This window comes from Mycolicibacterium pallens, assembly GCF_019456675.1.
GTDB classification, from domain to species: Bacteria; Actinomycetota; Actinomycetes; order Mycobacteriales; family Mycobacteriaceae; genus Mycobacterium; species Mycobacterium crocinum.
The window spans coordinates 5,618,194-5,632,040 of sequence record NZ_CP080333.1; the positions used below are offsets into that span (position 1 = coordinate 5,618,194).

The window sequence follows — 13,847 nt, forward strand, 5'->3', positions numbered from 1 at the left end:
CCACTCCTTCGGTCGACGAGTCAAACGGGGTACACCAGATAGCGCGGCGGAGTGTTGTCCACCACCACGAATTTCTGCTGAAACAGCGCGGTTTCATCGTCAAGGACGACGACGTCTTCGCTGTAGCCGCTGACCAGAATCCCCGGCTCGCCGGAGGCGCCGGTGTAGGTGACGAGGACGTTGGACCGTACCTCCCAGCGGTCTTCGCCGAGCTCACGCATCGCCGTACGCTGCTGAAAGTGGCGGGTGTCGTAGGGTTCGACCGTGCCCGCCCAGACCTCCTGGATCATCTTCGCGCGGTCGGCCAGCCGTTCTCGGCAATCGTCCATCATGTACGCCAGCGGCAGCCCCTCACGGACGTTCTCCATCGCGCGCACCTCGTAGGCACATTCCGTCGCGAACAGGGCAAGCCACGCGGTGAAGTCTTGATCGTCGACTGCGCGGGCGTAGGCTCCCAGCAGTTCGTCCACCAGGTACGCGGCACGTGCCCGCCGATCTTCGACGCTCGATGTCAGCAAAACTCCATCACCTCCTGGTAGTGCGCCCACCAGCCGGTATTGGCGACCTCGTCGTTCTGCGACGACTCCGATAATGGTCGGCCGACCCCGGCGACAAAGCGCTGATAGCCGCCGTCACGCGCGGTCGCCTGCACGCGGTTGTAGACGGCGGCGTCCTCGATACTGATGAAGCCGCTCGGCCCCAGCAGATTTGACGACTGGCGGACTCGGTGGCGTGCGAAGTCCTCGGAGTCACTGGCATGGCCGAAGAACGTGTATCGCACCTCGGTACGATCAACCCCCAGCGGGCGGGCGTACCGGATGTTGATTGTGTCGACGTGACGCACGATCCCGGTAACCGGCCGTAACGCAATCACGCGGGCTCGGCTGTCATCCCCCATCCGCGTGACCACACTCGGGTCAGCCAGGAAACCGTTGTCCACGTAGGGTTGCGCATCGTACAGAATCGACATGTGCCCATAGGGCTTGCTGACCAGCACGTTTCCGCTGCCGCCCTGCCAGTTGAGCAGTTTGAATGCGCTGTGCAGCAGCGGCGCGTGATAGGGATCGTTGTCGATGTAGGTTTTCCAATTACTCTGAAACACCACCGTCTGGTAGCCCAGCAACGTCAAGTCCCCGTCATCGACCATGCAGTCGCGCAACGGATCCGCGCTATCGCCGAGATAATCGTCGAACGGCGGCGGCTGCGCAGCCATGCTGACGAAGATCAAACCCCACGCCTCGACTACGTGCAGCTCCCGGAGGCCGTAGTCCTCCTCGCGAAAGTCCGGGCGAAACTGCATGCGGCGGGGCGCGCCGGCGAAACGGCCGTCATTGTTGAAGATCCACCGGTGATACGGACACTCGAATCGCTCCGCCACCCCGCACCGGCGCTGTTCCAGTAGCGTTCCCCGATGGGCGCAGGAGTTGACGAACACGCGGATGCGGTCATCGCCGTCCCGCACCATCAGCAGCGGCACGTCGGCCAGCCATCTCGTCCGGAAGGCGTTGCGCTCGGCCAGCTCGGCCCGGTGCGCGATCGGATGCCAGTAGGGGCCATAGAAGATGCGGGTGAGCTCTTCCCGGTAGACGTCGGGGTCGCTGAACACCTCTTTGGGGATGTCCGCTGCAGAGGTGAACCGTTTCCGGATCGCCGGCTGTATGTGGTCGAACTCCATCGTCGGTCCAAGCTTCACTGCGCTGTTCCCTTCTTCGGCGTCGCGATGTGGGTGATCGCGCCCAGGCCGTCGGCCAGGCACTTCCAGGTGTGGCCCTCGTCTTCCGACACGTAAAGCCCACCCGCCGTGGTGCCGTGGTACAGCAGCAGCTCGCCGCCTTCAGTGAGCTCGCCTTCCAGCGCCCAGACCATGTCGAACAGGCCGCGGTCGTCCTCGCTATTCAGCCGTACCCAGGAGGCGCCACCGTCGTTGCTGCGGAAGAATCCCACGTCGGCGCCGCGGCGTCGGCGCAGTTTGGACGGCGACAAGAAATAGACGTTGCCGTTGATCGCGCCCATCACCAGCCGGCGCACTGCAGCCCACTTCGGTGGGATGCCGTCGGCCGCGGCGAGGAACACCACGTCGGGGTCGGCGGGATGCACCACGATCGCGTCTTCGGTGTAGTTGCGCTCGCCAAGTCCGTTGTTGGACTGCACCCAGCTCGATCCGCGGTCGGTGCTGCGGTAAATGCCCTTGCCGCCGCGGTAAGGCTTGGTGTCTTGGCCGGTGGTGACGATGAGCCGGTCGGGAGCTTCCGGGTGCAGGACCACGCGGTGGATGTCGTGACCGAGGCCATCGATCTCCTCCCACGTCTGTCCCCGGTCCCGGGTGATCAGGAGGGATCCAACTTCAATGCCGACGTAGACGACGTCAGCTTCTAGTGGGTGCACGGCGATGGTACGGACGTGCGCGATTCCCGGGCGGATGGGGAAGCTCCACCTTTTCGCTTCGGGTACGCCGAGGACGTTTCCACACTCGGCCCAGATCCCGTCTTGCCACCGCAGCAAGTGCGCTGGTTCTGTTCCGGCGTAGAGCGCGTTGGGCGTGTGCGGATCGAACGCCAGCGCGCGCACGTCGCGGTGGGCGAGGCCATCGCCGAGGTCAGTCCAGTGGTCTGCGCCCGCGGTGGCGAGAAACACGCCGTGCTTGTGGACGGCGACGGCGACGCGCTCGTCCTGGACAGCCATGGCCATGACCTGCCCCGGCAACTCGGGCCAGGCCCGGGCCTTGCCGTCGCCGGACACGGTGAACACACCGCGGCTTGTCGCGGCGACGACCATCAAGTCTCCCTCACTCACGGCTTCACCAGCACCTTGACCAGACCCTCCCGGCCCTCCAATAGCCCGCCCAATCCCTCCTTGACGGCGCGGTCCAGCGGGACTCGAGCGGTGATTTGCGGCGCGAGCGCGAGTTTTCCGTCGGCGATCAGGGCGAGAACGGCCGGGAAATCGTCGAACATGTCGTAACCGAAAACCATCCGGAGCTGAATCTCCTTGAGCAGATGGCGGTTGACATCGAGCGAGGCCGCGCCGGCCCACGACGACATCTCCATGAAACGGCCCTGTTTACGGAGGCAGTCCAGGCCCTGTGTGAACGCCTCCGCGCTGCCCGCCACATGGAAGACCACGTCCACCCCTACACCGCGGGTCTCCTCCAGGATGCACGCGGTGGTCCCGGGGTCATGCGGATCGAGCACCAACGTGGCGCCGAGGTCGCGCGCCAGGCTGGCCCGCACGCCGCTTGGTTCCGTGACGAAGATTCGCGCAGCTCCGGCCGCGCGTGCGCACTGGATCACGGTGAGCCCGAGTGCCCCGGCACCGAGGACCATCACCGTTTCGCCGAGGAGCAGTTCCGCTCGCCGCACCGCGTGGAACGCCACCGCCGTCGGCTCGGTCAGCGCCGCCTCCTCGAGGTCCACCACGTCCGGCACTCGGACTGCGAGCCGAGAGGGCACTGCGACGTAGTTCGCGAGGCCTCCGTTTCGGGTGAAGCCGATCCATCCTGGGCGCTGGCACAAGTGGTAGAGCGACCGGTGGCAGTAGTGGCAGCTCCCGCAGAAATCCATCGGGATCACCGCGGCGCCCTGCCCGATGCGGGATTGGTCGACGCCCGCTCCGACCTCCACGATCCGGCCCGAGACCTCGTGACCGAGCACCACCGGCGGCTGCGAGAAGGTGGGCCCCGCGACATACTCGTGGAGGTCAGTTCCACACAGCCCTGTCGCCGCCACTTCGATGATGACCTCACCGTCCTGCGGCGCCGGGTCTGGCACCGACGTCAGACCGACGTCGTTGGTGCCGTTGAGAACGATCGCTTCCATCTCAGCTCGCGGTGCTTTCGTGGGTCCGGTGTAGATTCCAGCGGTTGGGGATCATGCTCATACCGCCTCGAACGCCCGGAAAGTGACGCCGGCGGTCATGCCTCCGTCGACCGGCAGTACGGCACCGGTGATGTAGGACGCCTCGGGCGAGGCAAGAAACACAGCCGGCGCCGCGATCTCGTCTGGTCCTGCGAAACGCTGCATCGCGCAGAGGTCCACCATCATCGAGGCGTGTTCGGGGTGCTCGGCCAGGAACCGTTCGATCCTCGGCGTGCGGGTGCCCCCGGGGGCGATCGCGTTCACGCGGATGTTGTCGCGGGCGAAGTCGAGGGCCATGTTCTTCGTGAGCAGCACGACCCCGCCTTTGCTTGCGCTGTAGGCGGAGCACCTGTTCTCGGCGAGGATCCCGGCCGTCGACGCGACGTTGACGATCGACCCGCCGCCACCCTGGCGCAGGAGTGGGATGACGGGTTTGGACATCTGAAAGACACTGCCGAGGTTCATGTCGATCTGGCTGCGCCACTGCTCCTCGCTGATCTCCTCCACGTTGCGAGCCAGGCTCCCGCCGACGACGTTGAACAGTGTGTCGAGCCGCCCGAACTCGGTCAGCGCCCGTTCGACGACACTGTTGGCAACATCGCTGAGGCAAACGTCGCCGGCGACGCCGCAAACCGCCGCGCCGGACTCGGCCAATTCATGCACGGCCGCATCGAGGCCCTCGCCGTCGGTGTCGGCCATGACACAGCACCCACCTTCGCGGCACCACCGCAGGGCGATCGCCTTACCGATTCCCGCGGCGGCGGCAGTGACAATTGCGACCCGGCGGTCCCCCGCCTTCACGGCACTCACGCGGCGCCGATTGGTGAACGGGCGCACTTCGCGCATAGCCTGGGCAGAAGCTTCATCAAGCACGCCCGCCGAATGCGGGAGGCTGACCCATGTATTCCAGCCATCTCCCCCAAAACCGCCGCTGATTCTGCTCGGCGTACCCGCTCGGGAGGGCCTCTCCCGGCCCTGGCCAGTCGGTGAGCGGAGTCAAGTCCATGCCCATTTCGTAGTTCAGCAGGCCTTCACCGGCGAACGGGCCCTGGACAGATTCGGTGATGGCCTTCCATGCCTCGGCGTCGTCCTGTTCGAAAACCCCACCTGGGCCGAAGTTGTTGACGTAGGACGCCTGGGACGCATCGCGCAACCATTCCGGAGCATCGCGTTCGACCAGGAACCAGGAGAGGATCTCCATCCGATCATGGGAGAGCGGATGCCATACCCGGAACGTGATGAAGGGGGTAGGGGGCGACATGTGGTCCTGCGCGAGGGTCACGTTGATGAACGACAAATTCGGGAACACGGTGCCGTGAATAAAGGATGAGCGTCGCATCAGGTCCTTGTGTACCGGCGACGGGTAGGACGTCGCCATCTGGTCGACGACTTCGTCGGGGTATCCCTCGTACTCGGGAAAATCGGCGAGCGTGGGCGGAAAGCCGAGTACGCCGACGCCGTGGCCGTTCTGCAGCGAGATTTCCGCTGGTGCGCTCGCGAAGTTTGGGTCACCGGGCGCCATGCCTAGCTCGACCATCGAGCGGTGAGCAAAGAGGGTGTGGTAGGAGTCGCCGACAAAATTGTCGGCGGCTGTCTTCCAGTTCGCTGACATCACCCATCGATGCGGTGCCCCTATCACCTCCAGACCGCCCGCTGTCTTCTTCGCAATGAGGTCGAGGTAGAACGTCGTGTCGCCGAGGTAGTCGGTCAGGCTCGGCGCCTTCGGATCGACGCTGCCGAAGATGAATCCGGCGTACGAGTCGACATGGGGGATGTGACGTAATCCCCACTGCGACTTGTCGAAGCCGCCGGGATAGGCCTCACTCATCGCCGGCACGCCGACGAGCTCTCCGGTGTTGCTGTACACCCAGCCGTGGTACGGGCATTGGAAGTGCGCGGTGTTTCCCATCTCAGCGCGGCACACGAGCGCACCACGGTGGCGACAAGAATTGGACAGCGCCTGGATGCGGCCGGAGTTGTCCCGGCAAACGATCACCGAATCGGCCCCGATGTGCCGCACGACGAAGTCGCCGGACTTGGCCAACTCCGACTCGTGTCCGAGAAACACCCAGGCGCGCCCGAAGATCCGCTCCATCTCGATCGTGTGTAGCGCGGGATCGCTGACGACGCGGGCCGGTAAGCGCCCGACCTTGAGCCCGTCCGCTACGTCGCGCAGCGCGCGCCGCAGGTAGGGATCGGTCGCGTCAGCTGTGCCGGTGGTTTCGGTTGTTTCGGTGGTCATGTGGTCAGACCCTTTCTGGAGTAGGCGATAGCCAAGGAGGAAGGCGGTGAGGGGAGCTGGCCCTACAGGACTACCGACAGGTTGTCGATAGGCAACGTCGAGTGGTCGAGCAGCACCTCGCGCCGAGCGAGCCGCAGCGAATCGTCGGTCCGGCGCAACACGTCGACGCGTTCGGCCGAGAGCAACTCCCACCGGCCGCTATCTCCGCGGCTGCGGAAGAACAAGAGATTTGAGCGCACGGTCAACTCATCAGCCTCCGGTCCGGCAACCGTGCGGATGTTGGACACGAAGTGCCGGGTCCGCGACCGAGGTGACTCCGCCCACGAGAAATCCGTCTCGCCCCGGAGGACCCGCATCTCCAAGCCCGTGTAGTCGTCGTTCCAATGCGCGATCGCGCCCACCCAACCCGCGGAATCCTCACGGGTGGTGCGCACCGGAACCACATACCGGATGTCAGGGTCGAGCAGACCCAACCATTCCCGGAACTGCCCCCCATCGAGTAGCTCCGCCTCCCGGAACATGAACTCCTCGACAGCCTCACGGGTATCCCGATCGACCGCAACCGCGTTCATCACACCGAACTCCTCGACCAGACCATCAACACTCACTCTCTATTCTGCTGAACAGATGCATCCTCCGCTGTAGAGAATGTAAGCTACGTCTCACCGGGCCGTCAAGACAACATCTCCGAATGGACCATGACCAAAACGGCTCCCACAGCAAGCCCCACGGCGCTCCCAGAACCAGCCCCACGGCACACGTCGTCGACAGCCAGCGAACCCATAGACGACGACCAGAGGCATCGCTCGGTCGTCGTCGCCTTGCCAGCGGCTTGACAGCGGCGGCGGCCCTTGCAATGTGCGCACAGTCGGTGAGAGCGCTGCCGGTGTGTTCCTCGTCGAGGCGTGGCAGCACACGCACGTCTATTGGCGGTCTCTACGTTAGGAGGGTCGAATCGCCGCGAACGTTGGGCCGGAATGGATCATTAATGGGGGCATCCCTGCCGAAGCACGCGCCGCCACGCCTTCACACCGTCGGCGGAGTTATCCCTATGCATCGATACCCGCCGCGTCGTCGTCGCTGATCTACGACCGTGACGCTTATGTGTTGGTCAGGCTCCCCGCCGGACTCAGGACAGCGGAGGGCCTGGCGGCCCGATGCGACGGCTGATTGTTTGTAATTCGGTGTAGGAATCCAGGCTGGCTGGAGAGAATTCGCGTCCCAAGCCGCTCGCTTTCGCCCCGCCGAAGGGTGCGCGGGGGTCGAGGGAGGTGAAGGTGTGGCTGTTGATGAAGACGGAGCCGGTGTCGAACCGACGGCCGAGCAGGAACGCCCGCTCTTCATCTGACGTCCAGATCGAGGCGGCAAGCCCGTATTGCGATTGATTCACGAGCCGGATCACGTCGTCGAGTTCGTCGTATTTCAGCACGGGCACTACCGGGCCGAACTGTTCCTCTTCGACGATTGCGAGGCGGGGATCAGCCGCAGTGACCACGCTGGGCATCATGAAGTGGCCGTGGTCCCAGGCCGCCGAATCGAGCCGCTGGCCGAGGGTGGTGACGGTCGCGCCGCTCGAGCGCGCGTCGTCCACGATCTTCTCGACGAGGTTCTTCTGCTGAGCGTTGTTCAGCGGCCCCATGGTGACTCGGGGGTCGTCGCCGGGCCCGACGACGATTTCATCCACGGCGGCTGAGAACGCTTCCACGAAGCGGTCGTGGATGCGGGTCGGCACGTAGATACGTTTGAGACCGAAGCACACCTGGCCGGTGGTCCCGAACGCGCCTTTTACGATCTGCCGCATAGTCTCGGGCGAGAGGTCGACGTCGTCGAGGAGGATCGCGGGGTCGTTTCCGCCCAGCTCGAGCGTCACCCGCTTGATGTCGCGCGCGGCCGCGGCCATAACTTTGCGCCCGGTATCGATGCCGCCGGTGAAACCAATCTTGCGAATTCTCGGGTGAGCGACGAGTGCTTCTCCGACCGCGTCGCCTCCGGTGACCATGTTGAGCACGCCCGGAGGGAAGTGCTGTTGGAGGGCTCGGACGACTTCGGCGAGAACCAACGGGGAGTTTGCCGCCGGCTTTAAGACGACTGTGTTGCCGGCGACGAGCGCGGGCGCCAGCTTCATGAATGCCAGGACCACCGGGAAGTTCCACGGCGTGATGGCGGCCACCGGCCCGATTGGGCGGCGGCGGATGAGGGTCGTGCCCCCGGTGTCGCGAATCTGTTGGTCTGCAAGGATTTCAGCCGAAATGCCTGCGGTGTAGCCGCAAATGCCCGACGCGAATTCGAGGTCGACGTGCGACTCTTCGAGGATCTTTCCGTTCTCCCGGCTCAGGATCGGCGCATATTCCTCGATCATGTCGTGGATCGTGCCTGCGGCGGCAAGTAGTGCTCCCTGGCGTTCTTCCAGGGGCCGCGATGACCATTCTGGGAACGCCATTGCGGCCGCTGCGACCGCTTCGTCGACCTGCCCGGGTGCGGCGTCTGGGACCGAACCGAGCAGTACCCGGATATCAGCCGGGCTGACGACGTCGATCGTCCGGTCGGATGTTTCCTCACGTCCGTTGATGATGAGGTTTGCGTTGATCATGCCGAAGTCCTAACTTTCCTGCGGGGAACGGTGGATTTGTAGGAGCCATGTCTGGGTCATCGAAGGATCGCCCGGCGACCGCCAGATAAGTGCCGAATCCGGCGCCGGCCGCATCGGGCGGCCATCATCGCCTGACCCCGCAGCCGGGACCTTGCCGACACCGAACACGCCCGACTCGCGCTATTCCGATGGACATCAAGTTTTCTTTTCGTCGGGCGGAGCGTCGCGGCTGCCGTCGAGGGGCTCTACGCCCGGGAGGAAGGGGTCGGGGATCACCAGTGCGTGGCTGACAACGATCGCGTCCACGTGGCAATCGATTGCGCACAACCGACAGGAATGACAGTCGTTGGGGTAGATGATCTTGGCTCGCCACTTGGTCGTGGACCACGGTTCGTCGCCCTCCACCAGCCGGATCACCCCGGTTGGGCAGCTGTCGATGCAGACGTTGCACCCGTCGCACGTTGTTTCGTCGATGCTTTCGATCACTGAACCGCCGCCTCCTCACGGTAGCCTTGCGGCACGGTATATGGACTTGGATGGCGGCCGGGCGGGGCCTGCACCGGCCACGACTGGATCGGCAGGTCGCGTTCGCTGAACTGCAGATCGAATTCACCGCCGCTGCCCCGGCGCACGAGCAGCCACTTCAGCCACTCATCGTTGTCCGCGTAGGGGTAGTCGATACGAAACAGCTCCCCGCGACTTTCGGTGCGCCGCTTCATCGCCTCACAGGTGATGATCGCCAACGTCAGGTATGCGCGCACCTCATGCGCCTTCTTAAGTTCTTGATAGTCCGGCGCGAAAACGTAACGCAGTACCCGATCCCGGATCCGGTACAGCTCAGCGAGCGCTGAATCGATCCGTGCCTCCGACTTAAACAATGCGAATGCCGGATTGGCCGTCGCCTCGCCGATGGCTTTCCACACATCCACCGGCCGGACCTGCCGCAGCCGACGCATCGGCGCGAAATACTCCGCGAAGCTCTCCTGTGCCTGGTTCTCCCACACACTGCGCGCTACCGCGTGACCGCCGCGCGCCGCCGCCGCAGTGCCCGCCCGGTACCCCGCAACAGCGGAGAAGCTCGAGATCCCGCTGCCAGAAATTCCCGACATCAAATGCGGACACGCCGTGCCATACCCGGCCGCGTACAGGCCGGGCACTGTGGTGGCTCCGTCCAGGTCGATCGTGGGACCGCTGGTGCTGCTCGTGCCGAGCACGATGAACGGGGTCACCTCCAGCAGGTCAGTGGAGGGATCGACCTCAAACTCGGTAAAGGCGCGCCGCACCGTCGGAGACACTTCATACAGCACCTCTAGATCCGCTTGGGGTACGTGACGCAAGTCGAGATAACACGGCCCCCGGCCCTCCACCATCTCGGTCATGATCGCGCGCGCGATGGTGAACAGCCCGCCCTTATCCCCCCAGATCGGGTCATAGCGGTCCATGAAGTACTCGCCCGCCACGTTGCAGAACTTGCCGCCGATACCCTGAATCTTGGCTTGACCCGGTGTGAAGAATGACCGATTGAAGTAACTCCAGGCGGCGAACTGGCCGAACTCCATGCCGGCGAACTCGGCACCCACTCGCCACGCCGCCACATGCCCCTCCCCGCTGCAATGGTCGGCGAACGCGTAATGCAGCTTGGGATACCAGGGGCCGGTGTTGAGGATGACGCTGCCCGCCGTAAAGACATGACACTGGCCAGTGACAACGTTTACCCCCACCGCACCACACACCGCACCAGCGGTGGGCCGACACCCGTCGGTGGTCAGCAGATCAATCACATCGACCCGCTCGAACAGTCGCACCCCCGCCGCTTTCATCCTCTCCTTGAGGATCTCCATACACACGCGACCATCCACACCCAGCGTCGTGCCAAGGTTGTGGCCGCGGACCGTCACATACTTCAGCGACCCATCCTCATGAGTGGAATAGGGCACACCCCACTCGATCTGCTCGTTAACCCTGTCATAGGCCTCGGCTATGTACTGCTGCACCCAATCCTGATCGGCCAAATAATTGCTGCCCACCACGAACTCGCGCGCCCACTCCGTCATCTCCTCACCCTGCACCCGGTGATCAGGGGCGTATTGGCTGTGGACATACGTCATCGGCCCTGCCCGAGACACCACCGCTTTCTCCACCAGAATCACCGACGACCCCAACTCCGCGGCCCGTAGTGCTGCCCGCACTCCGCCAATTCCCCCACCCACTACCAAGACGTCGCATTCTTGGACCGACACATCCAGGTCACCCATAACGCCAGTCACGCCTTCACCAACATCTCGATCAAGTCCGTCTCGGTTGTTTCGGTGGTCATATGGTTGGACCCTTTCTGGAATCGGAGATATCCACGCGGAGGTGGTGAACGGAGCTGGCCCTACAGGACTACCGACAGGTTGTCGATAGGCAACGTCGAGTGATCGAGTAACACCTCGCGCCGAGCGAGCCGCAGCGAATCGTCGGTGCGGCGCAACACGTCGACGCGTTCGGCCGAGAGCAACTCCCACCGGCCGCTGTCTCCGCGGCTGCGGAAGAACAAGAGATTTGAGCGCACGGTCAACTCATCAGCCTCCGGTCCGGCAGTCGTGCGGATGTTGGACACGAAGTGCCGGGTCCGCGACCGAGGTGACTCGGCCCACGAGAAATCCGTCTCGCCGCGGAGGACCCGCATCTCCAAGCCCGTGTAGTCGTCGTTCCAGTGCGCGATCGCGCCCACCCAACCCGCGGAATCCTCACGGGTGGTGCGCACCGGAACCACATACCGGATGTCGGGGTCGAGCAGACCCAACCATTCTCGGAACTGCCCCCCATCGAGTAGCTCCGCCTCCCGGAACATGAACGCCTCGACAGCCTCACGGGTATCTCGATCGACCGCAACCGCGTTCATCACACCGAACTCCTCGACCAGACCATCAACACTGACTCGATATTCTGCTGAACAGATGCGTCCTCCGCTGTAGAGAATGCTAGATACGTCACACCGGCCCGTCAAGACAACATCTCCGAATGAACCACGGCCAAAACGGCGCGCAACTAATGATGATGCTGCACAACCGAATCTGGACGCGAGCTCATGTGGCGCCTCCATCGGATGCGCAATGCCCGGGCGCCTGGCGCGTCGGGACTGTCGCGGTAACGGTGTAAACGGCCTGATCGGCCCCGGTGTGTCGGGGCCGGAAAGGTCGCGTGATGACCGAAACTGTCGTGGCTGTGGAGCCATCGCAGAATCCCGATGATGAGGCCGCCGTGGCGGCCATTGATGTCCCGGATAGCGGTGAGGTCGACGAGCTCGAGGTTGCCCGGGAGTTGGTACGCGAGGCCGGCGTATCGCTGACCGGTCCGGGCGGGTTGCTCAAGGCGATGACCAAGACGGTCATCGAGACCGCTCTGGATTAGGAACTGTCCGAGCACCTGGGCTATGACCGTCACGATCCGGCTGGGTATGGCTCGGGCAACTCCCGCAACGGAACCCGGGCCAAGACCGTACTGACCGATGCGGGCGGGCAGATCGAGATCGAGGTGCCGCGCGACCGCGCCGGCAGCTTCGAACCCCAGATCGTCCAGAAGCGCCAACGTCGCCTGACCGATGTCGACGAGGTGGTGTTGTCGCTGTATGCCCGCGGGCTGACCACCGGCGAGATCAGCGCCCATTTCGCCGACATCTACGGCGCGTCGGTGTCCAAGGACACGATCAGTCGGATCACCGACCGCGTGGTCGAGGAGATGACCGTGTGGCACACCGGCCCGCTGGAACGCGTGTACGCCGCGGTGTTCATCGACGCCCTGCACGTCAAGATCCGCGACGGCCAGGTCGGCCCCAGGCCCATCTACGCCGCGATCGGGGTGGACCTGGCCGGGCATCGTGACGTGCTGGGCATGTGGGCCGGCGAGGGCGAGGGCGAGGGCGAGTCAGCCAAATACTGGCTGGCGGTACTCACCGAGCTGAAGAACCGCGGGGTGGCCGACATTTTCTTCCTGGTCTGCGACGGGCTCAAAGGCTTACCGCAGTCGGTGGGCGCGGTGTTCCCCGACACTGTGGTCCAGACGTGTGTCATCCATTTGATCCGTGGGACGTTCCGCTATGCCGGGCGCCAGCACCGCGACGCCATTGCCAAGGCGTTGCGGCCGATCTACACCGCGGTCAACGCCGAGGCTGCAGCGGCAGCGCTGGACGCATTCGAGAGCCGAGTGGGGTAACCGCTACCCGGCGGCGATTCGATTGTGGCGCAACGCGTGGAGTGAGTTCATTCCGTTCCTGGACTACGACACCGAGACAAGGAAGGTGATCTGTTCGACCAATGCTACTGAATCGTTGAACGCCCGCTACCGCCGCGCCGTGCGGGCCCGCGGTCATTCTCCCACCGAGCAGGCGGCGCTGAAGTGCCTATACTTGGTCACCCGGTCGCTGGACCCGACCGGGACCGGACAGAAGCGATGGACCATACGCTGGAAACCAGCCCTGAACGCCTTCGCGATCACCTTCGCCGACCGCATGCCGGGCAGCGAAACCACCTAACCGAAGATGCCGCTTACACCGTTAATCTGACGGACCTGCCGCGTCACCTTATGTAGACGAGATGACGCTAAGTCCTGGCGAATCAGGCATTTACGAGGCGTTCGGCAGGCTGCGGCAGTGCACGCAAGATCGCGACTGGACGTGTTGATCTCTTTGACCGACTTGCCTTTGCGCCGGGGCCGCCAGCCCCGCAATGGCCGAGGTCTGTGGCGATGTCGTCGTGCTGTCGGTGCCCTGTTATGAACATTCGGCCGCGGGGCGCGGGAACAAGAGCACTCGCGGCGGTCGTTGCCGCTATTGTCCGACGAACACCCGGGTGGCGGGCGTTAGCCGACTCCACTCCCCCGATCGCCCGGGTCGGCAGGCGATGACGATTGTCGCGCCTATGGGTTCGGGCATCTCCAAGTGATCGCCGGCATGGTCCCTGGCAGACCGCCCGTGGCGCTTGTGACTTGTGACATGCTCGCCGTGGCCACGGCAGCGAAAACGCTTGTGGTGCACACAATCTGGATGCTCGGCGACGCGTTGGCTCGGGTGCGACTTCCTATCTTGACGCGGCTCTCGATCGCAATCCTGACTGGCTGACCTATCATCGCGCAACGGGCTCTTGGAGAAGCCCATCAGATCGGTGGTCGCGAGCAGGCG

Annotated in this window: 11 protein-coding genes and 1 pseudogene; 1 reads left to right on the top strand and 11 read right to left on the bottom strand. The window is 64.2% G+C overall.

Annotated features, from left to right (window positions below; genetic code table 11):
• Positions 1-20: 20 nt before the first annotated feature.
• From K0O64_RS27520 to K0O64_RS27570, 11 genes are all read right to left on the bottom strand, one after another.
• Entirely contained in the window at positions 21-518 is a 498-nt protein-coding gene (locus K0O64_RS27520; protein WP_011891540.1) for an aromatic-ring-hydroxylating dioxygenase subunit beta, read from the bottom strand.
• Positions 512-1,693, bottom strand: coding sequence for an aromatic ring-hydroxylating oxygenase subunit alpha (locus K0O64_RS27525; protein ID WP_011855459.1), 1,182 nt, complete (start codon positions 1,691-1,693; stop codon positions 512-514). Before K0O64_RS27525 ends, K0O64_RS27520 begins: the two co-directional genes overlap by 7 nt.
• Positions 1,690-2,793: a beta propeller repeat protein gene (locus K0O64_RS27530; RefSeq protein WP_225933555.1), complete on the bottom strand. Its 1,104-nt coding sequence runs from the start codon at positions 2,791-2,793 to the stop codon at positions 1,690-1,692. The genes K0O64_RS27525 and K0O64_RS27530 overlap by 4 nt, the downstream gene beginning before the upstream one ends.
• Entirely contained in the window at positions 2,790-3,815 is a 1,026-nt protein-coding gene (locus tag K0O64_RS27535) for a 2,3-butanediol dehydrogenase (protein WP_011767832.1), read from the bottom strand. Before K0O64_RS27535 ends, K0O64_RS27530 begins: the two co-directional genes overlap by 4 nt.
• Positions 3,816-3,872: 57 nt before the next feature.
• Entirely contained in the window at positions 3,873-4,700 is an 828-nt protein-coding gene (locus tag K0O64_RS27540) for an SDR family NAD(P)-dependent oxidoreductase (RefSeq protein WP_011767831.1), read from the bottom strand.
• 19 nt (positions 4,701-4,719) lie between these two features.
• The gene (locus K0O64_RS27545) at positions 4,720-6,096 is read right to left on the bottom strand and encodes an aromatic ring-hydroxylating dioxygenase subunit alpha (protein WP_096312497.1); all 1,377 of its coding nucleotides are present in this window, start codon (positions 6,094-6,096) and stop codon (positions 4,720-4,722) included.
• 62 nt (positions 6,097-6,158) lie between these two features.
• The gene (locus K0O64_RS27550; protein WP_011777802.1) at positions 6,159-6,668 is read right to left on the bottom strand and encodes an aromatic-ring-hydroxylating dioxygenase subunit beta; all 510 of its coding nucleotides are present in this window, start codon (positions 6,666-6,668) and stop codon (positions 6,159-6,161) included.
• Between the two features lie 557 nt (positions 6,669-7,225).
• Positions 7,226-8,686, bottom strand: a complete 1,461-nt coding sequence (locus tag K0O64_RS27555) for an aldehyde dehydrogenase family protein (protein ID WP_011891543.1) — start codon at positions 8,684-8,686, stop codon at positions 7,226-7,228.
• Between the two features lie 195 nt (positions 8,687-8,881).
• Positions 8,882-9,172 carry a 4Fe-4S dicluster domain-containing protein gene (locus K0O64_RS27560; protein ID WP_011767827.1) on the bottom strand — a complete coding sequence of 97 codons (291 nt, stop codon included), beginning with the start codon at positions 9,170-9,172 and terminating at the stop codon, positions 8,882-8,884.
• Positions 9,169-10,941 (bottom strand): FAD-binding protein, encoded by a 1,773-nt coding sequence (locus K0O64_RS27565; protein WP_220045873.1) that lies wholly within the window; start codon positions 10,939-10,941, stop codon positions 9,169-9,171. Before K0O64_RS27565 ends, K0O64_RS27560 begins: the two co-directional genes overlap by 4 nt.
• Before the next feature lie 122 nt (positions 10,942-11,063).
• Complete coding sequence (locus tag K0O64_RS27570) at positions 11,064-11,573, bottom strand: aromatic-ring-hydroxylating dioxygenase subunit beta (RefSeq protein ID WP_011777800.1); 510 nt, start codon at positions 11,571-11,573, stop codon at positions 11,064-11,066.
• 302 nt (positions 11,574-11,875) lie between these two features.
• On the opposite strand from K0O64_RS27570, the pseudogene K0O64_RS27575 reads away from it, so the two are divergent.
• Positions 11,876-13,202, top strand: a pseudogene (locus tag K0O64_RS27575) (IS256 family transposase).
• The last annotated feature ends 645 nt before the right edge of the window (positions 13,203-13,847 follow it).

What these genes read in the sequence shown, in the direction of transcription:
- K0O64_RS27535 (WP_011767832.1), bottom strand. Translation starts at nt 3,815, where the DNA reads ATGGAAGCGATCGTTCTCAACGGCACCAACGACGTCGGTCTGACGTCG.
- K0O64_RS27570 (WP_011777800.1), bottom strand. Translation starts at nt 11,573, where the DNA reads ATGAACGCGGTTGCGGTCGATCGAGATACCCGTGAGGCTGTCGAGGCG.
- K0O64_RS27555 (WP_011891543.1), bottom strand. Translation starts at nt 8,686, where the DNA reads ATGATCAACGCAAACCTCATCATCAACGGACGTGAGGAAACATCCGAC.
- K0O64_RS27550 (WP_011777802.1), bottom strand. Translation starts at nt 6,668, where the DNA reads ATGAACGCGGTTGCGGTCGATCGGGATACCCGTGAGGCTGTCGAGGAG.
- K0O64_RS27565 (WP_220045873.1), bottom strand. Translation starts at nt 10,941, where the DNA reads ATGGGTGACCTGGATGTGTCGGTCCAAGAATGCGACGTCTTGGTAGTG.
- K0O64_RS27545 (WP_096312497.1), bottom strand. Translation starts at nt 6,096, where the DNA reads ATGACCACCGAAACAACCGAAACCACCGGCACAGCTGACGCGACCGAT.
- K0O64_RS27540 (WP_011767831.1), bottom strand. Translation starts at nt 4,700, where the DNA reads ATGCGCGAAGTGCGCCCGTTCACCAATCGGCGCCGCGTGAGTGCCGTG.